The 22,555-nt window shown below is 36.2% G+C and carries 12 protein-coding genes, 2 tRNA genes and 1 pseudogene; 6 read left to right on the top strand and 9 right to left on the bottom strand.

Annotation, left to right across the window (positions count from 1 at the left end; translation table 11 throughout):
* The first annotated feature begins 89 nt into the window (after positions 1 to 89).
* The 3 genes from RRF69_RS08970 to RRF69_RS08980 all read left to right on the top strand — a co-directional run bounded on the left by RRF69_RS08970 (position 90) and on the right by RRF69_RS08980 (position 3,936).
* Complete coding sequence (locus RRF69_RS08970) at positions 90 to 2,723, top strand: valine--tRNA ligase (protein WP_316939462.1); 2,634 nt, start codon at positions 90 to 92, stop codon at positions 2,721 to 2,723.
* Positions 2,724 to 2,757: 34 nt separating this feature from the next.
* Positions 2,758 to 3,621: a flagellar motor protein MotB gene (locus tag RRF69_RS08975; RefSeq protein ID WP_316939463.1), complete on the top strand. Its 864-nt coding sequence runs from the start codon at positions 2,758 to 2,760 to the stop codon at positions 3,619 to 3,621.
* A 241-nt stretch (positions 3,622 to 3,862) separates the two neighbouring features.
* A tRNA-Ala gene (locus RRF69_RS08980) sits at positions 3,863 to 3,936 on the top strand.
* A 65-nt stretch (positions 3,937 to 4,001) separates the two neighbouring features.
* Here the strand turns inward: RRF69_RS08980 and RRF69_RS08985 are convergent.
* Together RRF69_RS08985 and RRF69_RS08990 are read right to left on the bottom strand one after the other, a co-directional pair.
* Positions 4,002 to 7,331 carry an Ig-like domain-containing protein gene (locus tag RRF69_RS08985; RefSeq protein WP_316939464.1) on the bottom strand — a complete coding sequence of 1,110 codons (3,330 nt, stop codon included), beginning with the start codon at positions 7,329 to 7,331 and terminating at the stop codon, positions 4,002 to 4,004.
* 166 nt (positions 7,332 to 7,497) lie between these two features.
* Positions 7,498 to 8,067, bottom strand: a complete 570-nt coding sequence (locus RRF69_RS08990) for an RCC1 domain-containing protein (RefSeq protein WP_316939465.1) — start codon at positions 8,065 to 8,067, stop codon at positions 7,498 to 7,500.
* 408 nt (positions 8,068 to 8,475) lie between these two features.
* On the opposite strand from RRF69_RS08990, the gene RRF69_RS08995 reads away from it, so the two are divergent.
* Positions 8,476 to 8,550, top strand: a tRNA-Val gene (locus tag RRF69_RS08995).
* 51 nt (positions 8,551 to 8,601) lie between these two features.
* On the opposite strand, the gene RRF69_RS09000 is transcribed toward RRF69_RS08995, so the two are convergent.
* The 6 genes and pseudogenes from RRF69_RS09000 to RRF69_RS09025 all read right to left on the bottom strand — a co-directional run bounded on the left by RRF69_RS09000 (position 8,602) and on the right by RRF69_RS09025 (position 19,075).
* On the bottom strand, positions 8,602 to 10,062 hold the full coding sequence (locus RRF69_RS09000; RefSeq protein WP_316939466.1) for a glutamate synthase subunit beta: 1,461 nt from the start codon (positions 10,060 to 10,062) through the stop codon (positions 8,602 to 8,604).
* A 9-nt stretch (positions 10,063 to 10,071) separates the two neighbouring features.
* Positions 10,072 to 14,583: pseudogene (gene gltB / locus RRF69_RS09005) on the bottom strand (glutamate synthase large subunit).
* A 213-nt stretch (positions 14,584 to 14,796) separates the two neighbouring features.
* Positions 14,797 to 16,035 (bottom strand): ammonium transporter, encoded by a 1,239-nt coding sequence (locus RRF69_RS09010; protein WP_316939468.1) that lies wholly within the window; start codon positions 16,033 to 16,035, stop codon positions 14,797 to 14,799.
* Between the two features lie 19 nt (positions 16,036 to 16,054).
* Positions 16,055 to 16,393 carry a P-II family nitrogen regulator gene (locus RRF69_RS09015; protein ID WP_316939469.1) on the bottom strand — a complete coding sequence of 113 codons (339 nt, stop codon included), beginning with the start codon at positions 16,391 to 16,393 and terminating at the stop codon, positions 16,055 to 16,057.
* Between the two features lie 402 nt (positions 16,394 to 16,795).
* The gene (locus RRF69_RS09020; RefSeq protein WP_316939470.1) at positions 16,796 to 18,061 is read right to left on the bottom strand and encodes an ammonium transporter; all 1,266 of its coding nucleotides are present in this window, start codon (positions 18,059 to 18,061) and stop codon (positions 16,796 to 16,798) included.
* Between the two features lie 33 nt (positions 18,062 to 18,094).
* The gene (locus RRF69_RS09025) at positions 18,095 to 19,075 is read right to left on the bottom strand and encodes an outer membrane beta-barrel protein (protein WP_316939471.1); all 981 of its coding nucleotides are present in this window, start codon (positions 19,073 to 19,075) and stop codon (positions 18,095 to 18,097) included.
* A gap of 226 nt (positions 19,076 to 19,301) precedes the next feature.
* Here RRF69_RS09025 and RRF69_RS09030 point away from each other — a divergent pair, with 226 nt between their 5' ends.
* The gene (locus tag RRF69_RS09030) at positions 19,302 to 20,120 is read left to right on the top strand and encodes a tRNA pseudouridine(38-40) synthase TruA (RefSeq protein ID WP_316939472.1); all 819 of its coding nucleotides are present in this window, start codon (positions 19,302 to 19,304) and stop codon (positions 20,118 to 20,120) included.
* Between the two features lie 54 nt (positions 20,121 to 20,174).
* Here the strand turns inward: RRF69_RS09030 and RRF69_RS09035 are convergent, their stop codons facing one another.
* Positions 20,175 to 21,317 carry an acyl-CoA dehydrogenase family protein gene (locus tag RRF69_RS09035; protein WP_316939473.1) on the bottom strand — a complete coding sequence of 381 codons (1,143 nt, stop codon included), beginning with the start codon at positions 21,315 to 21,317 and terminating at the stop codon, positions 20,175 to 20,177.
* Between the two features lie 87 nt (positions 21,318 to 21,404).
* Here RRF69_RS09035 and RRF69_RS09040 point away from each other — a divergent pair, with 87 nt between their 5' ends.
* A complete protein-coding gene (locus tag RRF69_RS09040; RefSeq protein WP_316939474.1) occupies positions 21,405 to 22,463 on the top strand; it encodes an anhydro-N-acetylmuramic acid kinase in 1,059 nt (352 codons plus the stop codon).
* Positions 22,464 to 22,555 lie beyond the last annotated feature (92 nt).

Below are 22,555 nucleotides of genomic sequence, written 5' to 3' on the forward strand. Positions count from 1 at the left end.
TTTGTTTTAAAAAATCATTGGCTAATTTTCTCCTGAAAATAGTTAATTGTATTTTTGCGGGCTAATGATCTAAAAAATTAGCCCATAGTATGACAATTCCATCTAAATATGATGCAAGCCAAGTAGAAGATAAATGGTATGCATACTGGATGAAGAATGATTATTTTCATTCCACACCCGATGAAAGAGAACCCTATACCATTGTAATTCCACCACCAAATGTAACGGGGGTTTTACACATGGGGCATATGTTGAATAATACCATTCAAGATGTATTGATCAGACGTGCTCGTTTATTGGGTAAAAATGCTTGTTGGGTTCCAGGAACAGATCATGCTTCAATTGCGACTGAGGCTAAAGTGGTTGCGAAATTAAAAGAGCTAGGAATTCAAAAAAGTGACTTAACTCGTGAGGAGTTTTTACAGCACGCTTTTGATTGGAAAGACCAGTATGGAGGGATTATTTTAGAACAATTAAAAAAACTTGGGGCTTCTTGTGATTGGGAAAGAACGGCTTTTACCATGGATCCTGAAATGTCTGAATCCGTGATTAAAGTTTTTGTTGACCTCTACAATAAAGGATTGATTTATCGGGGTTATCGAATGGTTAATTGGGATCCAGAAGCACAAACGACCCTTTCTGATGAAGAAGTGATCCATGAAGAAAGACAAGGGAACTTATATTATTTAAGCTATCGAATAGAAGGGGCTGAAGATACCCTAACCATTGCAACTACCAGACCTGAAACTATTTTTGGAGACACTGCAATTTGTATCAATCCGAATGATGTGCGTTTTACACATCTCAAAGGGAAAAAGGCAATAGTTCCGCTTTGTGGAAGAGTGATTCCCATTATAGAAGATGAATATGTAGATATTGAATTTGGAACAGGGTGTCTAAAAGTAACGCCTGCTCATGATGAAAATGACAAAGCTTTAGGTGAAAAGCATCAGTTAGAAGTGATCGATATTTTCAATGCGGATGCCTCTTTAAATTCTTTCGGATTGCACTATCAAGGAAAAGATCGTTTTGTGGTTCGTGATGAGGTTGCAAAAGAATTGGCAGCAAAAGGAATTTTGATTAAAACAGAAGTCCATACACACAAAGTTGGAACTTCTGAAAGAACCAAGGCAGTGATTGAACCAAGATTGTCTGATCAATGGTTTTTGAAAATGGAAGATTTGGTGCAACCCGCAATCAAAGCCGTTTTGGGAGAGGATACCGACATCAATTTGTATCCAAAGAAATTTGAAAATACCTATCGCCATTGGATGGAGAATATCCGCGATTGGAATATTTCTCGTCAATTGTGGTGGGGACAGCAAATTCCTGCATTTTTTTATGGCGATGGAAAAGAAGATTTTGTCGTTGCAGAAAATATTGAAGAGGCATTGGTATTGGCAAAAGAAAAGACACAGAATGCCAAACTTAGAGTAGAAGATTTAACTCAAGATGAAGATGCACTCGATACTTGGTTTTCTTCGTGGTTGTGGCCAATGTCTGTGTTTGATGGAATTCGAAATCCAGAAAATGAAGAAATTAAATACTACTATCCTACCAACGACTTAGTTACTGGTCCTGATATTTTGTTTTTCTGGGTAGCGAGAATGATTATTGCGGGATACGAATACAAAGATGAAAAACCCTTCCAAAATGTCTATTTAACAGGATTGGTAAGAGACAAGCAACGACGTAAAATGTCCAAGTCTTTGGGAAATTCTCCTGATGCCTTAGGACTGATTGAACAATATGGTGCAGACGGCGTTCGTGTAGGCTTGCTCTTGAGTGCTGCTGCTGGAAACGACTTAATGTTTGATGAAGATTTATGCCAGCAAGGAAAACAGTTTGCCAATAAAATTTGGAACGCCTTTCGATTGATCAAAGGGTGGGAAGTAGATCCAACCATTCCACAGCCTCAAACATCCATTACTGGATTGGCTTGGTATGAGGCAAAGTTTCAAAAAGCCATTGCAGAAATAGAAGATCATTTTTCTAAATATCGTTTGTCAGATGCTATTATGGCCATCTATAAATTAATTACCGACGATTTTTCTTCGTGGTTGTTAGAGATTGTTAAACCCGCATATCAACAACCGATGGATGCAAAAACATATGCATCAGTTATCGGAATTTTAGAAGATAACCTGAAAATATTGCATCCGTTTATGCCGTTTTTAACGGAAGAAATTTGGCAATATATTGCTAAAAGAACCAAAGAGGAGGCCTTGATTATTGCAAAATATCCTGTACTTAAGGATTTTGATTCAAAAATTATTGCTGATTTTGATTTTGCAACTCAAGTGGTTTCAGGGATAAGAACTATTCGAAAAGATAAAAATATTCCGTTTAGAGATCCAATAGAAATGTTTGTTGTTGAAAACGAATCCTATGCAAAAGAATTTGATGCAGTCATTCAGAAGTTGACCAATACATCGAGCATTTCTGCAGTTTCAGAAAAAGTAGAGGGCGCTTCATTTAGAGTGAAATCGAACGAGTATTTTGTTCCCGTTTTGATGGAAAACATCAACGTAGAAGAAGAGCAAATTAAGTTGCAAAAGGAATTACAACGTGCAGAAGGATTCTTATTTGGAATTCAGAAAAAGCTTTCCAATGAGCGCTTTGTTAGCAATGCGCCCGAAGCTGTTTTGGAAATTGAGCGCAAAAAAGAAGCAGATACCTTAGCGAAAATTGAAACCATTCAAAAAAGTTTAGACTCTTTATAATACAGAGCTAATTAAATATTTTAAAAACCCCAATATGAATAAATTAGTAGTACCCGTTGTCCTTGTTTTGTTAACACTTACTTCCTGTGTTTCAAAGAAAAACTATGTAGCTTTAGAGCAAAAATTTAATGATACCCGAGGTACGCTTCAAAAAACGACCGTTGAAAAAGAAAGTTTAGAAGCAAAATTCGCAAAGATTGAAGAGCGTGTTGCAAACTATTACGACAAAATCAATTCCCTGAAAAGTGACAATGTTACGTTGCAAAATGCCAACCATATTAAATATAATCTCATCGGAAATACAGCAGTCCTATCGACCAAAACAAGAGCGCAATTGAAGGCAACTTTGACAAAGGTAGATCCGTCGCTCGTGCTGGGTGCAAAAACATTAAAAGATTCTCTCAATATAGCCATGTCTTATAATTTGAAAAAATCATTTGACAATTCTGATATCAATGCCACAGATGATATTGATATCAACATCAATCAGACTGTAGTGATGATTTCGATTTCAGATAAATTATTGTTCAATACAGCTAGTTATCAAGTAAAGAAAGGGGCCTATGCATTGCTCAAGAATATAGCAAATGTAATCCAGTCAGAACCGAGTATGGAGGTAATGATAGAAGGACATACTGACTCTAGAACGATCCGAAATACTGTTGTGCAAGATAACTGGGATTTAAGTGTAAAGAGAGCTACGTCTATTGTGCGTTTGTTGGAAGGGAAGTATGGAGTAGACGGAAGTAGATTGATCGCCTCTGGAAGAGGAGCCACGGTTCCTCTAGTTCCCAACACTTCTGCAAAAAATAGAGCGAGAAACAGAAGAACAAGAATTGTTATTTTACCCAATCTAGATAAGTTTTTTGCCTTATTAGCAGACAATAACGCTAAGTAAAAAATTGAGTACGGACATTTCAATCTTTTCGTAATCTCTAAATCCGAGCCTTGGCTCGGATTTTTTTTGAATGATAACAGCTCTTATTCATCCTAAAGAATTGATATTTCAATTTTTTCAAGAGTTAAAAATCATATGCAATGAAGTATTTCATCGCGTTCAAAAGAATCAATCGGTTGTAACTTTTAAAGAATATAACTTCACCTATCCATTTATTTAGTATTTTTGCTTTGCTACAAAAGGGGATGTAGCTCAGTTGGCTAGAGCGCTTGACTGGCAGTCAAGAGGTCGTGGGTTCGAATCCCATCTTCTCCACATAATCATAAACCCACACTTGTTAAGGTGTGGGTTTTGTTTGAAATCTTAAAACTACGAAAGCATTAATTTTTAATCATAATTTTTTGCATTGTTCTATTATTCTCATAATATTTGAAGAGATATACTCCTCTAGAGAGTTTAGAAAGATCCATTTTGTTTTTTCCTACTTCCACGTTTTGTTTCAATAGTATTCTTCCATTAATATCATAGATTTCTAACTTTAATTCGACAGGACTGTCGATAAAGTAAAATTGCTCAAAAGGGTTTGGATACCCTTTAATATTCTGCAGTTGGGAATTCAAAACATCAAGAGTTACTGCAATAGACATCGTTCCTTCATTACTATTTAAAAAGCCATCAGAGGCTGTAAATGTGAAACTATCTACTCCAACATAGGTAGCATCTGCAATATAGGTAGCAAGATTCCCCTCTAAAGTCACAGAACCGTGATCTGGTTGTGATACAATTGAGTAAGTTAAATCGGCATCATCATTATCAACATCAGTAGCGATAAGGGGTACAGTTTCAGTAATCCCTTGTTGCAGTGTAAATGTATTGTCAACAGCAACTGGTGCATCATTTTCAGGAGTTACAACAATGGTTAAAGTTCCTGTTGAAGTTAATTCCCCATCGGACAAAGTGTAGGTAATTACTTCTGTTCCATTAAAGTTTAGAGATGGTGTGTAATCAATAGATTGATTATCTGTATGGATTGTTATTGTCGATTCGCTATCGTAACTAAGATTGGTAATCGTTAAAACGGTATTTGTATCTTCATCAATATCATTGGCTACAACATCAATGGTTGTTAAATTATTGTCCTCTACTACTGTGATCTCGTCATTGACTGCTTCGGGAGCGTCATTTAAATTGTTAACAGTTATCGAGAATATTTTCGAAAAAGTTAAGCCAGCAGCATCTGTAGCTAGAATTTTGATTTGTAGCGTTTGAAACTCGTCAAAAGATATACTCTCCGTTAATTTTAAAATTCCATTTTGAATTTCAAATTTACTTGAATCTCCAAATTCAGAATCAATTTCTAAAGTATGAGTGTCATTTAGATCTGGGTCAACCACATTTATAGTTGAAATTTCTGAGCCAATACGAATATCTTCATCAAAATTGATGTTTGAAAGCTCAATATCTGTAGGGTTTTCATTTACATTAATTATTTTAAAAATCACATTTTCTGGTTCTGAAGTATTTATACCATCGCTCATAGTCATAGGAATCGTAATTTCGATAGGTGAATTAGTGATTTGATTTGTATTTCTTCCTTGAGTATTGCTTAGGTTTTCATAATTTATGAGCGTAGTATCTTGAATTACGACATAGCCTAAATCGCTAAAAGTAAAAGCACCATCTATGATGGATAGGTCTGTGATCCAATCTAAATATTCTGAAGACACTTCTCCAAGTCCCCCCAGACCTCCGAGTCTGTTATAACCCCAGCCGTAAATAGTTTGATCTTTCGCCAATCCTGTTTGAAAGAGCCATCCTCCCCCTGTAGTTTCCCAAAGGATATCGCCAGCAACACGAACGGGTTCCTTAGAAATTCCAAAAGTTCCATTTCCTAATTGACCTGTCCATCCATCACCCCATGACCACAGAGAATTATCTGTTTTGATAGCAAGAGCTGTTGGACCATTTATATTTATATGGCTCCAATCTGAATCTGAGCCTATTTGGGTTATCTCATTAATCCATTCATCATCAAGATTTAATCCTGCTAAACCACGTATATTAGAACCAAAGCTCCACATGGTTCCATCATCTTTAATCCCTATAACTGTTCCATTGCCAGTTGATGTGTTCGTAGTACTCGAAAAAGTATTCCAATCGTTTCCTGCAGGAAATATTTCAACAAAACCATTATTGTTATATCCAGTAACTCCAAGGATTTCATATAGCTCTGTACTTGCTCCAATATTGTTACCTCCTGCAAACCAAATACTTCCATCGGTTTTTTCAACAATTAAGATGTCTGTTTCTTTGGTGTCAAAAATTTGAAGCCAATCGGTATCATTACTCAATCGTTGATAACTAGGGATATTTGATGTTCCATCGTTATCTCCAAAAATTTCAACTTGAAAGGTTAAATCAAGCGCCCCGTTATTTCCAAATTCTGAGCCCGCTATTGTAATAATTTCATCTGCGGCATAGGAGCTTCCTCCGTAATCTACAACTATTGAAGCCGCTCCATTATTGTCTATAGTTATTTGAAATTGAGCACCATTTCCTATCAGATTCGTTGTGCATTGACTGCCAAAGGTATAATCGCCTGAAACTTTTAAAGGATCAGCTGGACTAATGTTATAAACTTGATTAATTCCTCCTAAATTATCCCCATCAACGTCAATAGTATTTCTTGTGTTTCGATTTTGTTCATCTGGACCAATAGCTAGTTGACCTTTCCAATTCCCTCCAAAACCCCATAATTCACCATTATTTTTAATTGATATAAACCCAGCCCATGAACTTTGCCAAGTCTTAATTTCAGACATGTCTACTCCAGGAATCTCAGTCATACTTAGTTGGGTTTGACTATTTGTAATCCCTAATCCCATGTTGAAATTGTTATTTTGACCTGCACCATATAACTTATTGTTTTTTACTGCATATAAATTTGATCCAGAATGGGCAAAGTCTGTCCATACATCGTTTATTTCTCCGACTCTATTTGGATAATAGTTTTCCTTTTCTCTTTTTGCATGACCTAAACCAAGCCGACCAAATTCATTGTCACCCCATACCCATAATTGACCATCGTCAGTTAAAACTCCTTGGGCAATTGCAGAAGAATTGTATTTTGTAATTGTAGCATTTTCAAGTTCTTCCCCCAAATTTACGACAACGGGTGAGTTAGGATTTGTTACTGCATCTTCACCATATCCTAGTTGTCCACCATCATTAGATCCAAACATTCGCATAGAGCCATCAGTTGTAATAAAACCAGAAGTTCTTCCGGCTGCACTAACATAACTTGTTGTAATTCCTCCAGTATCTATTAATTGAAATTCTTCATAACTATTTATTTCTCCGTTCCCTAGTTGTCCACTTAGATTTTGTCCCCAAGCATAAAAATTTCCATTGGTATCTGTTGCCAATCCGTGAAACCCACCTAAATCAGCATGAAGAAAATTAATAGTTTCAGTTCCAGTAATTTGAGTAGGGGTTGAGATACTTGAAATTGTATTTGGATCAAAACCTATTCTACCACCACGGTTAGATCCCCAAACATACATTGCACCATCATTTTTAATTGCAACAGCACTTTCACCGTAAGCGTTTACAAAGTTCCAATCTGATTCTGTGCCAATTTGAACGATTCCTTCTTCAGTAGGATTGTCACCAGGCCTGAGGAACCTCTTAAATTGCGGCCCATCACCCAAAGTGTTCCATCGTCTTTAATAAGATAAGTAGTGACTAATCCACAAGAGACCATTTTCCAATCTGAGTCTGTGCCTACCTGTGTTGGTGTATAAATTTCAGAAGTAAATCCACTTGCATCATTGCTTGCATCTGCATAACCCCAGCCCCAAAGTTTACCTTCTGTGTCTATTGCATTTCCATGGTATCCTCCTGAGGAAACAGTTTTCCAGTATTTGAATTGTTTAAAAGTTGAGGGATTCTATAGTTTACGTAATTGGGATACACGGCATTAGGGTTTTCGCCAATTCCTAAACTACCGTCTTGATCTTGTCCCCATCCCCACAAAGACTTATCACTTGATTTGATACCAAAAGCGTAAAATAATGAAGACGAAACATCATCCAACAAGAAATCTAGACTATTATCTAAAGGGTCTTTTACCAAGTAGGGGTCAAAAATGACGACTTGAGTAGAATCTGTTCCTGCTGTTATGGGTGGCCATTTGACACCATCATTTAACCCCCAAGTATAGAGTTGTCCATTTTTTTTGAGGGCAAGTGTATTAAAATATTCTGCTTCAATTTTTTTCCATTCTCCTGAAGAACAATATTGAATGGTTGCAATGGTATCTCCAACTTGAGCATTTTCATAGACCTCTATAACTTGGCCTGGATCTATACTAAAACATTCAGTATTGTTTTGAGCACTAATTATATTGACGAGTAGCATGGATAAGGTTAGTAGTAATTTTTTCATTTGTTAATTGTTAGGGGGTTCGCAAATTGATTGAGATGATTTTCTATTTAAATTTAAGAAGTATAAAAATTAAATAATTAAAAAAAAAAGAGAAATTAGGGCTTCTCTTTCCTGTAAATGATAAAAAACAGCATAGAAATGTCTTCAATTTAAAAGAGTTGAATAGGCGAAAATAGGGTTTCGTGTATTTTTTATGACCTAAAATTTTTTCAGAGATTAGAACTATTGAATTGTGAAAAATGTTTTTTTAGTCAAGTGGATTTTCAGGTTCAATAAAAAGTACTAGTATTAGGGGAAATTAAACACATATTCTTTCTTCTTAAAGATCTCATTATGTCGAAAATTTTAGTGCAAAAAAAATGCTTGTAGTATGAGGAGATATTTGTATTTTTATATTTCAAAAGATACGGGTCATTAACTCAGTTGGTTTAGAGTGTTACCTTGACAGGGTAGAAGTCACTGGTTCGAATCCAGTATGACCCACAAAAAAAACCACTCAATTTGAGTGGCTTTTTTTTTTGACTGACTGTATTGTTAATTTGCAGAAAGTAGATCTCCTTTCCCTTTAGAGCTCAAGAAAGACTCAGAAGTTAAATAGGTATCAATTTCCTTAGCTGCTTCTCTTCCTTCTGAAATTGCCCAAACGATCAAAGACTGTCCTCTTCTCATGTCTCCAGCAGTAAATATATGGGGTACATTTGTTTGGTATTTTGTCGCTTTGTAATTATTTCTTGCATCGAGTTCCAATCCTAATTGCTCGCTCAACGAAGTTTCTGGTCCTGTAAAACCAAGAGCTAGTAGGACTAAATCACAAGGCCATATTTTTTCAGAATCGGGTTTTTCATTTAAAATTGGTCGCTCACCTGGTTTAAAGGTCCAAGAAACCTCAACGGTTTTAATTGCGATCAATTCATTTTCAGCGTTTTTGATAAACTCTTTGGTGTTGATGAGCCAATTACGATCACAACCTTCTTCATGCGAAGAGCTTGTTTTCATTTGCAACGGCCAAAAAGGCCAAGGGGTTTTCTCACTTCTCAATTCTGGTGGTTTTTCCATAATTTCAAAGTTCGTAACGGATTTTGCTCCTTGTCTATTGGAAGTACCAACACAGTCAGAACCTGTATCTCCACCACCAATGACAATAACATTTTTACCTTTCGCAGAGAAAATTTCTCCACTTACTTCTTTGTCAAATAGTTGTTTTGTTTGTTGGGTCAAGAAATCCATAGCTTGAACGACACCCTTTGCATCAGCGCCATTAATCGGTAACCCTCTTTTTTTAGTAGCACCTCCACATAGCATGATGGCATCAAAATAATCAAGATTTTTCAAGTCATAATTTTCACCAACATTGACATTGGTTTTAAAGATAATGCCTTCTTTTTCTAGAATTTTGATTCTTCGATCAATAATTTCTTTTTCCAATTTAAAATTAGGAATACCGTAACGTAATAATCCTCCTAATTCATCATCTCTTTCAAAAACAGTTACAATGTGTCCAGCTTTGTTTAATTGTTGTGCGGCAGCCAATCCAGCGGGTCCAGAACCAATCACAGCAACTGTCTTTCCAGTTCTGTGTTTTGGGAGTATAGGTTGTATCCAACCGTTTGAAAAAGCTTTTTCTACAATACTTTTTTCAATATCTTCAATTGCTACTGGACTGTCGATAATTCCTAATACACAGGCTTGTTCGCAGGGAGCAGGGCAGAGTCTACCTGTAAACTCTGGGAAGTTATTGGTAGCATGCAAGATTTCGGATGCTTTTTGCCATTCGCCTCTGTGGACCATGTCGTTAAAGTCGGGAATAAGATTTCCTAACGGACATCCACTATGGCAAAACGGGATTCCACAATCCATACAACGAGAGCCTTGCTTTTTTAGGTCTTCCTCAGGCAGTGGTTTCGTAAACTCTTTATAGTTTTGAACTCTTAATTTCGCAGGTATATTGGTCTCATTCTGTCTTTTGAATTCTTTAAATCCTCCTATTTTTCCCATATCTACTTTTTAAGCGGTTAATTTTTCAGTTCTTGATTCTAAAGCTATTCTCTCGAGTGCTTTCTTATAGTCCTTCGGGAATACTTTGATGAAATTGAATTTCTCAGTTTCCCAGTTTTGAAGAAGTTTCTCTGCTAAAGTACTTTTGGTGTATTCAAAATGTTTGCTGATGTCATTTTTTAATTCATCAAAATCTTCAGCTACCAATTTGTCTAAATCTATCATTTCTAGGTTACACAAGTAGTTAGAAAATTCTTCGTTTTTATTGTATACATAGGCGATTCCACCACTCATTCCAGCAGCAAAATTTCGGCCTGTTTTCCCTAAAACTACCACTTTTCCACCAGTCATGTATTCACAGCCATGATCTCCTACACCTTCCACTACTGCTGAAATTCCAGAATTTCTTACAGCAAAACGTTCTCCTGCAATTCCGTTGATATAGGCTTCTCCTTTAATGGCTCCATAAAAACATACATTTCCAACAATGACATTGTCTTCTGCAATAAAGGTTGCTTCTTCAGGTTTCTTTACAATGATTCTTGCTCCAGATAACCCTTTTCCTAGATAATCATTCGCTTCTCCGTTGAGTTTTAAGGTAATTCCTTTTGTTGAAAAGGCTCCAAAACTTTGTCCTGCAGAACCTTTAAAGTTTAGGGTTAATGTGTCTTCTGGTAAACCGTCCTCACCATACAATTTAGAAATCTCGTTGCTGATAATCGCACCTAATGTTCTATCTGTATTTTGGATTGGATAAGATAAATTAATGACTTTTTTATTGACGATAGCAGATTTTGCATCGTTTAGAATTTGCATGTCTAATACATTTTCTAAATTGTGATTTTGCTTTTCTTTATTTGAAAGGATAGTACTTCCTTCTCCTTTTGGTTGATGTAAAATAGGCCCAATTTCAATTCCTTTCGCCTTGTAGTGCTCTACAGCGTTGGTAGCATTTATCTTATTGGTTTGTCCAACCATTTCTTTGATGGTTCTAAACCCTAAGTTAGCCATGATCTGACGCAACTCTTCTGCAACAAAATACATGAAGTTAATTACGTGTTCTGGTGTTCCTTTGAAATTTTTTCTCAACTCAGGATCCTGGGTAGCAATTCCTACTGGACATGTGTTTAAGTGACATGCTCTCATCATGATGCAACCCGATGCAACTAAAGGAGCTGTGGCGAAACCAAATTCCTCGGCTCCTAATAGGGCTGCGATTGCAACATCTCTCCCCGTTTTTAATTGACCATCACACTCTAAAGTTACTCTTCCTCTTAGGTTGTTCATTACAAGCGTTTGTTGTGCTTCCGCCAAGCCAAGTTCCCAAGGTAATCCGGCATGTTTTAGTGAAGTCAGTGGTGATGCACCTGTTCCTCCATCAAAACCAGAAATCAAAATAACATCTGCTTTTGCTTTTGCAACTCCTGCAGCAATGGTTCCAACCCCTACTTTAGAAACTAATTTTACATTAATTCTAGCTTCTCTGTTTGCATTCTTTAAATCAAATATTAGCTGTGCTAAATCTTCAATCGAATAAATATCGTGATGAGGTGGAGGTGAAATCAGTCCTACATAAGGAGTAGAATTTCTTACTTCCGCGATCCATGGCAATACTTTTTCTCCAAGGCAATTGTCCTCCTTCTCCAGGTTTAGCTCCTTGTGCCATTTTGATCTGAATCTCTTTGGCATTGGTAAGGTAGTTACTGGTAACTCCAAATCTTCCTGAAGCTACTTGTTTGATAGCACTGTTTTTCCAGTCTCCATTTTTTTCTTTCGAAAAACGATTTTTGTCTTCACCACCTTCACCAGAATTGCTTTTTCCACCTATTCGGTTCATTGCAATTGCTAGGTTTTCATGTGCTTCTTGACTGATAGATCCGTAAGACATGGCGCCTGTTTTGAATCTTTTTACAATTTCTGTCCAAGGCTCTACCTCTTCTATAGATATTGGATCGAGGTTGTTGAATTCAAACAATCCTCGTAAGGTCATTAAGTTTTTATTCTGATTGTTGATTTCATCAGCATATATCTGATAACTATCTACATTTTTTTGACGTACAGCTTCTTGAAGTTTTGAAACCGTTGTTGGATTGAACATGTGCTTTTCGCCATTTCTTCTCCAGCGGTATTCTCCACCAATCTCTAAAGGAAGCGCATCTTTAAATTCTTCTAATTTGAATGCAATTTTGAATCGTTTTTGAATGTCCTTGTCTAAAACAACCAACCCAATTCCTCCAATCCGAGTAGGGGTATATGGAAAGTATTTGTCCACAAAGGCTTTTTTCAATCCAAGTGCTTCAAAAATTTGTGAAGCTCGGTAAGAATGCAAGGTAGAGATTCCAATCTTATTCATAATTTTCAGAATTCCTTTCCCAATGGCTTTATTGTAGTTTTTCACGGCTACTTCAGCATCAATACCCTTGATTACATTCGTATTTACTTGATCACGAATAATTTCGTTTACTAAGTAAGGATTAATTGCACTGGCACCATATCCAAATAAGGCAGCAAAATGGTGAGGTTCTCTAGGTTCTGCTGATTCGATGACGATTCCAAATTTCGATCTTTTTTGTTTAATATTTAAAGAATGATTTACATATGAACATGCCATTAAAGCCGGAATTGGGGCATTGTTTTCATCAACTCCTCTATCAGAAAGAATGATGATATTCGCACCCTCAAAAATCGCCATTTCGCAGGCTACAAGAATGTCATCTAGCGCTTTTTCCAATCCGTTGACTCCCTTAGAAATAGGGTACAACATTGGAATGACTGCTGATTTAAAATCAGGATGGTCTAAGTTTTTTATTTTATCTAAATCATCGTTTGAAATTACGGGGTTTTGAATGCGTAATTTTTTTGCTTGTTCCGGAATCACATCAAAAATATTTCGATCTCCTCCAATTGCCAAACTAATGTCAGTAATAATTTCTTCACGAATCCCGTCCAATGGTGGGTTGGTTACTTGTGCAAAAAGTTGTTTGAAATAGTTGTACAAGAGTTGTGGTTTGTCTGAAAGAACCGCTAAGGGAGTATCTATTCCCATAGAACCCAATGCCTCTTTGGACTGGGTTGCCATTGGTGTTATTACTGTAGAAATATCTTCTAAGGTATAACCAAAAACACGTAGTCTTGTATTGTATTTAGTGGCTTCTATAGGGCATGAGTTGTTTGTGTACGGTACTTCTGACAGAGGAAGGGTATGCTCTTTTACCCATTTTTGATAAGGTTTTTGAGAAGCAATTTCGTTTTTAATTTCTTCATCCTCAATAATTCGTCCAGCATTCATGTCTACCAAAAACATTTTTCCTAGCTTCTAATCGTCCGTGGCTTTTAACATTTTCAGGTTTCACCTCTACTACGCCAATTTCTGATGACATAATTACAAAACCATCTTTGGTTACCGTATATCTAGAAGGTCTTAAGCCGTTTCTATCCAACAAGGCTCCAATGTAGTTTCCGTCTGTAAAAGGAACAGATGCGGGACCATCCCAAGGCTCCATGATACAAGAATTGTACTCATAGAACGCTTTTTTTCTCCTGAGACATGGTTTGGTGTTTTTCCCACGCTTCGGGTACCAACATCATCATTACTTCGGGTAAGGATCTTCCTGTCATCAATAATAGTTCTACCACCAAATCCATCGATGCAGAATCTGATTTCCCATCGCTCACAATTGGGAATAATTTTTTGATGTCATCGCCAAACAAATCACTTTTCATGATTTCTTCTCTAGCACGCATTCTGTTTACATTTCCACGCAGGGTATTAATTTCTCCGTTGTGACACATGTATCGAAATGGCTGAGCCAAACTCCATGCAGGAAAGGTATTCGTTGAAAAACGTTGGTGAACCAAGGCCAATCGGGTAACCACATCTTCTTCTTTTAAATCTTTGTAATATCTTCCAATATCTTCTGGAATTAAGAGACCTTTATAGATAAGTGTTGTTGTTGATAAACTTGGTAAATAAAAATAATCACTTTGTGATAACTTTGATTTTGATATAATATGTTCTGCAATCTTTCTTGCAGCAAATAATTTTGCATTGAATTGTAGATCTGATAATTCTTGATCGTTTTTATCGATAAAGATTTGTTTAATTTTTGGTTCAGATTTCGCTGCGATTTTTCCAATACTAGAGGTGTCTACAGGTACATCTCTCCAACCAATGATTCGCAATCCTTGTTTTTTGATTTCGTCTTCAAATGCTGCAATACAGAAACTACTTTGATTGGTGCTTCGTGGTAAAAAGACCATTCCAACAGCATATTCTTTTGTTTCTGGAATTTCAAAATCACAAACACGTTTGAAGAAATCGTGAGGTATGTCAATTAAGATTCCTGCTCCATCTCCTGTTCTTCCGTCAGAGCTTACTGCTCCTCTGTGTTCTAGTTTTACAAGAATTTCTAGTGCATTATGAATGATGGTATTCGATTTTTTTCCTTGTAGATTACAGATAAAACCTGCACCACAATTAGCGGTTTCGAATTCGGGTAAGTAGAGGCCTTGTTGTTCCATTGTTGTTCAATTATTTTTGTAAAAATATTGATTTTATTAAATATAATTCAATGAAATTGAGTTTTTGATTTAATTTTTATCATGAAAGTAAAATTGTGATGCTAAAAACCTAATAATCTTAAATAATGCTTTTAAAATTATCATATTCATAAAATGCATAAAAAAACCTGTAGAAATAAATTCTACAGGTTCAAATCTAATTTTTTAGTTGTTTTAGTGCTCGTTCATTCTAAAATCTGGGTATGCATCCATTCCATGCTCATGAACGTCAAGGCCTTCTACTTCTTCTCTTTCACTTACTCGAATTCCTATTGTTTTCTTGAGAGTGAAAATGATGAGGAAAGAGGTCGCAAGACAGAATACGGCGTAGGAAATAATTCCTACTAATTGACTTAAAAACTGAGCGCCACCTGCAAGGTTTCCGAAAATTCCGACGGCTAAGGTTCCCCAAACCCCACAAATCAAGTGTACTGCAATTGCTCCAACGGGATCGTCTAATTTTAATTTGTCAATAAAGCTTACGGCAAATACAATCAATGATCCTGCAATGGCTCCAATAATGATGGCGTCACTAGGAGACATTTGGTCTGCACCAGCTGTAATAGCAACTAGCCCTCCTAGAATTCCGTTCAAGAACATCGTTAGGTCTAAGTTTTTGAACATGATTGTCGAGGTAATAGAGGCAATGACTCCTCCTGCAGCTGCAGCCAAACAAGTAGTTACTAAGGTTAGTGAGGTCAATCCTGGATCTGCAGATAAAACAGAGCCTCCATTAAAACCAAACCATCCTAACCAGAGAATTAAAACTCCTGCAGTTGCCAGTGGAATATTGTGTCCAGGAATAGCTTGAATTTGTCCATTTTTAAATTTTCCAATTCTAGACCCTAATAAGCAAACTGCGACTAGCGCAGCCCATCCACCTACAGAGTGTACCAATGTAGAGCCAGCGAAATCATAAAAAGGAGTTTCTAGTTGGTCTAAAAAACCACCTCCCCATTTCCAAGAACCTGCTATGGGATATACAAATCCTACATAAAGAATGGTAAAAATCATAAAAGGTAATATTTTCATTCTTTCTGCGACTGCTCCAGAAACAATAGTTGCTGCTGTTGCTGCAAACATTCCTTGAAATAAGAAGTCTGTCCAGAATGTATATCCTTCATTATATGCCAAATCTAAAGTTCCGTCTTTCAAAGGTGCAGAAATTCCAAAAATGAAATCTCCTAAATATCCTGAAGCATTTGCTCCCCATGTTGGGTACATCAAATTAAAACCAACTAAAGCGTATAATAGCAGTCCAACAGTGATGATAAAGATATTTTTGAATAAAATATTAATTGTGTTTTTTTGTCTGGTCAAACCGATTTCTAAAAATGCAAATCCTAAATGCATGAAGAAAACGAGTGCTGTACAGATCATCATCCATACATTGTTTATTGTAAGTAATTCCATAAGTAAGTTTTGTAATCGTTTAGTTTAATGTTGCTCCTCCTTTTTCGCCAGTTCGAATTCTGTATGCTTCGTTAATATCACTTACAAAAATTTTACCGTCACCAACTTCGCCAGTTCCAGCAGCTTCAATAATGGTTTTTATTGTAATTTGTTCATAATCATCATTTACCACAATCGATACATGTCTTCTTTGGATATCGCTAGTGCTATAGCTTACTCCTCGGTATACATGTCCTTCTTTTTCGTTACCGATTCCTGTAACATCCCAGTAAGAGAAGAAATTGACACCTACATCATGTAGTGCGTCTTTGACCGCTCGAAATTTTGATTTACGAATAATTGCTTCGATTTTTTTCATGATATTCTTAAATTAAATTGGTTTAAAATGTGAAAGCTGTAGCCTGTTAGTAGGGGGTTTACTTTTTTGATAAATATTTTTTTCTAATAAAATATTTGCTTTTTTTTACGATATGGTTTTGCCTTTCAGGCTATTAATAATTCAGTAAAAATAGTTATTATGTTAAAATAATTTAGTAAAATCTAGTTTTTGGTTAAATTTTTATGATTAAAATAATTTCATCCTATAAAAAATAATAAAATAATAATCTATCTACTGTATATTGTCAGATTAATAAAAACGCTTGAAAAACCTGTAAAAATTAAATTTTACAGGTTTGTTTTTTTTAAAAGTTGTGTGATATGAATGCTTAGGTAAAGCAATCATACGAACTATTTATCTTCATCTAGCTCTCTAATTCTTTTACCTGTAGTAGGCAATTGAACCGTGCTCTGAAATATCCAATCCTTCAATTTCAACTTCTTTGCTTACACGCAATCCAATAGTAGCTTTTAAAACTCCTAAGACAATGAATGACAACACAACTGCCCAAGCAGCATATGCTAATACTCCGATAGCTTGAACTCCTAATTGTGAAGCACCACCGCCATTGAATAATCCAATTCCAGTATCACCATCAATACCCCAAAGTCCTATAACTAAAGTACCCCAGGCTCCTGCAACACCGTGCACCGATGCGGCACCAATTGCGTCATCAATTTTTAATTTTTTCTCAATAAATTCAATCGAGAAAACAACAATGATACCTCCAATCAAACCTGCTAATACAGCACCTCCGGCAGACATATTTCCACAACCTGCGGTAATGCTTACCAATCCAGCTAACGCACCGTTTAAGGTTTGAGCTAAATTTGGTTTTCCATACCAAAGCCATGTCGTTATCAGGGCTCCAAGTCCTCCGGCTGCTGCTGCTAAATTTGTGATTAAAACAACATTTGAAGCTGCAACTGCATCTGCACCACCCCAAGCTAATTGAGATCCTCCATTAAAACCAAACCAGCCAAACCAAAGAATGAAAACTCCTAAAGTTGCTAAGACTTGATTGTGACCTGGAATTGGCATTACCTTTCCATTCACGTACTTTCCAATTCTTGGACCTACTAAGAAAGCTGCAACTAATGCTGCCCATCCACCAACAGAGTGTACAATAGAAGAACCTGCAAAGTCAATAAACCCTAAGTTTGTTAACCAACCACTTCCTTGCCATTGCCAACCTCCTGAGATTGGGTAGATAATTGCTGTCATGATAATTGAAAAGATAATGTAGGTCGAATATTTTGTTCTTCCTGCAATAGCTCCCGAAACAATGGTTGCTGCTGTTGCGGCAAACATGGTTTGGAAAAATAAATCAGCTCCTTCACCTTGCATTAATCCGCTCCAGAAGAACCATCCATTCGATGTGTCTCCGTACATTAACGAATACCCAACTAACCAATAGGTGAGTGATCCGACACAGATATCTAAAATGTTTTTCATTGCGATATTTACCGCGTTTTTAGATCTTGTCATTCCTGATTCTACTAAGGTGAAACCAGCTTGCATCATAAAGACTAAAATTCCTGCGATAAGCATCCATAGCATTCCCATGTCACCGTTGATTTGAGCAATTTCTTTTGCCAAGTCTGATGTGGTAACTGCGTCTTGCATTGTTGTTAAAAATAAACTCATAATAGTATGTTTTTAAAGTTAATATTTCTTCTTTTAGAAAGAGTAAACGGCTGCCAATGTAACTCCTGTTACATTTTTTTCTCCGAAAAATGTTACGTCGTCAGAGGTGTCATAGCGTACTTCAGTAACTAATTTTAAGCTTTCTGATAAGTTGGTATTCCCTGTTAAGGTGAAAGCAGACTGGCTTGCGTCTCCTGCTCCGGTAGTAGTCGTGTAAAATTCTGGTCTCAATCCTAGTGAAAAAGTATCAGAGAGTGTTTGTTGTAAGTAAAGTGCAAATCCTTGGTATCCTGCATCTGCATCACTTGAGTCTGAATAGGCGGCATTGATTCCTAGGTAAAAAGATTCAGTCAAATCAAATCCTCCTGTATAGTCTAAATACAATACGTCTGTAGCTCCAAAGCCATCAGCTCCGTAGGCAAGGTTGAAAAATTGACCTTTGTACCCTGTTTGGAATCCTAATTGATAGTCATTGGTGTCATTTGCTCCGGCAACAACTCCATGAGGGTTTGTTACAGCCAACATGAATGAAAGATCTTCAGAGGCAGTGTAGTCTAGTTTGAACCCTGTATGTGAAAATGGTCCTGCGTTGAATAAGTAAGAGACAGAGTAGTTGAAGTTTCCTGAAGGTGAAATAACTTCATATCCAAAAAACGTATTGAATTGGCCTAATGTAAACTTTAGTTTTTCGGTTGCTTGGTAATAAGCATATAATTGATTGATTGCTCCAGTGTAGGCATTAGCTGCATTTGCTCTTGGTCCAAAAGCCAAATCAGCAACAACTCCTGCTTTTCCTTTTTCATAGGAAAAAACGGTATTTGCCATCCCTAATCCAAAACCGTTTGCAGCTACATCAGAAAGAACACCAACAGTTCCTATTGAATTTTTTGATAAATTACTTGAGAAATAGGTATCGACACTTCCACTAAGTGTGAATGTTCCAGTTTCTTCTTTTTCTTGTGCTTGTGTTATTAAGCTTAAACTGAATAATGCGGTAAAAATAATTTTTTTCATAATTTGTTAGTTAGTTGTTAATATTCATTGAACTGGGTCAAAAGTAAAACATAAATATTAAAAAAAGGGGGTATGTTTTTTAAAAAGCGTAATTTAATGATGCATACCCTTAAAAAAATAGGGGTTAAAATAATATTTACATAATTATGAATATTTAGGGGTTTTGTAAAATAGGGTATAAGTAAAATAATCACATTTTATTGCGAAACTGATAAAAATGCATTTTTTGAAAAAAAAATGGTTTTTGTTGTATTTTTGGAATATGAAATATCCTTTTTCTTATTTGGTTAAACTTCAATTTTTAGGTTTTCGCTTTCACGGTTGGCAGAAGCAGGTAGAAGTCAAAACAATTCATGATATTGTAGATAAGACCCTACACTTTGTCTTTCAAAAGGAAGAATATAAAACAATAGGGGTAGGGCGAACGGATGCAAAAGTATCTTCGAACACCTATTATATCAACTTATTAACTCGATTTGAGTTTCAAAAAGAAACCTTTTTGAAAGATTTTAATTCTAATGCTCCTGCTGATTTAAAAGCGATTTCTTTCAGGGAGTTGCCAGAAGATTTTAACCTAATCAGTGCGGAGAAGGTAAAAGAATACCATTATTATTTTTCTTTTGGGGAGAAAAATCACCCTTTTGCTGCACCATTCATGTCAGGTTTGCAAGAAGACTTGAACATCGATTTGATGAAATTAGGGGCAAAATTGTTTGAAGGAGAGCATTATTTTCATAAATATTGCACAAAACCATCGGCACAAACTATTTTTAAAAGGCGTATTGATTCCTGTGAAATTGTTGAAAATGATTTGATGACAGCGAGTTTCTTCCCAGAAACGAGTTATGTGCTCAAGGTAAAAGGAAAAGGATTTTTACGCTATCAAATCCGATTGATGATGGCGGCTCTATTCGAAGTAGGAAAAGAGCAGCTTCCATTACAATATATTGAGGCCTCTTTAAAAGAAGACAATGATCGGCAATCACTACGAAATGTAGCACCCGGGTCGGGCTTACAATTGTTTGATGTAGATCTTAAAATATAAAATCCACCTTAAAGAAAAAGTGGATTTTAGAGACTTTATATATTGGAAGTAAAATTATCCTTTGAGGACTCCTCTGGAAATAACAATTTTCTGAATTTCTGAAGTACCTTCATATATTTGCGTAATTTTTGCATCACGCATCAAGCGCTCTACATGATAGTCTTTAACAAATCCATTTCCACCATGTATTTGAACCGCTTCAACGGTATGTTCCATCGCAACTTTTGAGGCATAGAGTTTTGCCATTGCTGAAGACATATCATAATTATTCCCAAGGTCCTTGTCCCAAGCAGCTTTCATTACCATCATTCGTGCCGCAGAAATATCGGTGAACATGTCTGCCAATTTAAAAGCAATTGCTTGATGATTGCAAATTTCTGTTCCAAAAGCTTTTCGTTCTTTTGAATATTTTAAAGATAGTTCGTAGGCTCCAGCTGCAATGCCTAGGGCTTGAGCTGCTATCCCAATTCTTCCACCAGAAAGTGTTTTCATTGCAAACTTGAACCCAAAACCATCTTCACCAATTCTATTTTCTTTGGGGACTTTTACATCATTAAACTGTAAGGTATGTGTATCGCTTCCTCGAATTCCTAATTTATCTTCTTTAGGGCCAATGTGAAATCCAGGGGCTCCTTTTTCAAGAATAAATGCATTGATTCCTTTGTGACCTTTAGTACTGTCAGTTTGAGCAATGACCAAATAGACATCGGCGCGTCCACCACTGGTGATCCAGTTTTTGGTTCCATTGATCAAATAATGATCTCCTTTGTCCTCTGCGGTAGTTGCTTGTGAAGTCGCGTCGGAACCTGCTTCAGGCTCGCTTAAGCAAAATGCACCTACAAATTCTCCCGTTGCTAACTTGGTTAAGTATTTTTGTTTTTGAGCCTCATTTCCATAGGTTTCCAATCCATAACAAACTAATGAATTGTTAACTGAGACAATTACTGATGCAGAAGCATCAATTTTTGAAAGTTCTTCCATGATGATTACATACGAAATTGTATCCATTCCGCTTCCACCGTATTTTGGATCGACCATAATTCCCATAAAACCGAGAGCTCCCATTTTCTTGATAAGTTCGTCAGGGAATTCTTGTTGGTTATCTCTTTCAATAACACCTGGTAATAATTCAGTCTGTGCAAAATTTCTTGCAGCTTCTTGAACCATGATTTGTTCTTCGGTTAAGCTAAAATCCATATTTTATATTTTGGTACAACCCTTATTTTTTTCAAAGATATCGATTTCGTAATACAATATCGACACGCTTTTGTTAATTTTACGCTCATGGATACAGTTTATAGTTATAGCATCGGATTGATGTCTGGTACCTCTTTGGATGGACTTGATTTGGTTTATGTGAAATTCAATAACCAAATGTATTTAGATTTTCAAATTTTAAATGCGACAACCATTCCCTATTCTGAAAAATGGAAAGCTATTTTGCAAAATGCCATACAGTATTCTGTAGAGGATTTGGTTGATCTAGATATTCGCTACGGCCGTTTTTTGGCAGATAGTATTCTTGATTTCATCAAAACCAATTCCATTTCAAGGGTTGATTTTATTGCATCTCACGGACACACGGTTTTGCATCAGCCAGAAAAAGGAATTACTCTTCAAGTAGGAAGCGGACAAGTAATTGCTACTCGAACACAACAAAAAGTGGTGTGTGATTTTAGAACTCAAGATGTGAAACTGGGAGGGCAGGGAGCTCCATTGGTTCCCATTGGAGATGAACTGCTTTTTTCAAACTACACATATTGTATCAATCTCGGTGGTTTTTCCAATGTTTCATTTCGTCAAAACGGAACTCGAATCGCATTTGATATTTGCCCCGTCAATATTGTGTTGAATTTCTATGTGTCAAAATTAGGGATGGATTTTGATGATAAAGGAGAAATGTCGTCACAAGGATCTGTAAATGAAGAACTCTTACAGAAGTTAAATGAATTGGACTTTTATGAGAAAGCCTACCCTAAATCATTAGGATTGGAATGGGTCCAACAAATCGTTTTTCCATTGATCGATAAAATGGAAGTTGAGGTACCAATTATTTTAAGGACTTTTGTAGAGCATATTGCTATTCAGATTTCAAAAGTTGTTCAAAAAAATAGCCGAGTTTTGTTTACTGGAGGCGGAGTGTATAATTCTTTTTTAATGCACAGAATAGAGGTGCTGTCGTCAAATTCTGTTCTACAAGTCTCCGATGAAATGATCAATTACAAAGAAGCACTTATCTTTTCTTTTTTAGGTTTGTTACGAATTAAGAATGAAATTAATTGTTTGAAAAGTGTAACAGGAGCTAGTCATGACCACTCATCAGGAGTCATTTTTGAAGTGTAGTTTTTTCAAAGAAAAAACGTGCACAATCATAATTTTACTGTAAGTTTGTGAATCATAATTTTTAATATTCAAAAATCTTTAAATTTTTAAGC

It is taken from the genome of Polaribacter sp. HL-MS24 (assembly GCF_032758595.1).
Lineage (GTDB): Bacteria > Bacteroidota > Bacteroidia > Flavobacteriales > Flavobacteriaceae > Polaribacter.

Bases quoted from the DNA above. Each gene is read 5' to 3' on its own strand.
- RRF69_RS08970 (WP_316939462.1), top strand. From the start codon at position 90: ATGACAATTCCATCTAAATATGATGCAAGCCAAGTAGAAGATAAATGG.
- RRF69_RS08975 (WP_316939463.1), top strand. From the start codon at position 2,758: ATGAATAAATTAGTAGTACCCGTTGTCCTTGTTTTGTTAACACTTACT.
- RRF69_RS08990 (WP_316939465.1), bottom strand. From the start codon at position 8,067: ATGAAAAAATTACTACTAACCTTATCCATGCTACTCGTCAATATAATT.
- RRF69_RS09000 (WP_316939466.1), bottom strand. From the start codon at position 10,062: ATGGGAAAAATAGGAGGATTTAAAGAATTCAAAAGACAGAATGAGACC.
- RRF69_RS09010 (WP_316939468.1), bottom strand. From the start codon at position 16,035: ATGGAATTACTTACAATAAACAATGTATGGATGATGATCTGTACAGCA.
- RRF69_RS09015 (WP_316939469.1), bottom strand. From the start codon at position 16,393: ATGAAAAAAATCGAAGCAATTATTCGTAAATCAAAATTTCGAGCGGTC.
- RRF69_RS09020 (WP_316939470.1), bottom strand. From the start codon at position 18,061: ATGAGTTTATTTTTAACAACAATGCAAGACGCAGTTACCACATCAGAC.
- RRF69_RS09025 (WP_316939471.1), bottom strand. From the start codon at position 19,075: ATGAAAAAAATTATTTTTACCGCATTATTCAGTTTAAGCTTAATAACA.
- RRF69_RS09035 (WP_316939473.1), bottom strand. From the start codon at position 21,317: ATGGATTTTAGCTTAACCGAAGAACAAATCATGGTTCAAGAAGCTGCA.
- RRF69_RS09040 (WP_316939474.1), top strand. From the start codon at position 21,405: ATGGATACAGTTTATAGTTATAGCATCGGATTGATGTCTGGTACCTCT.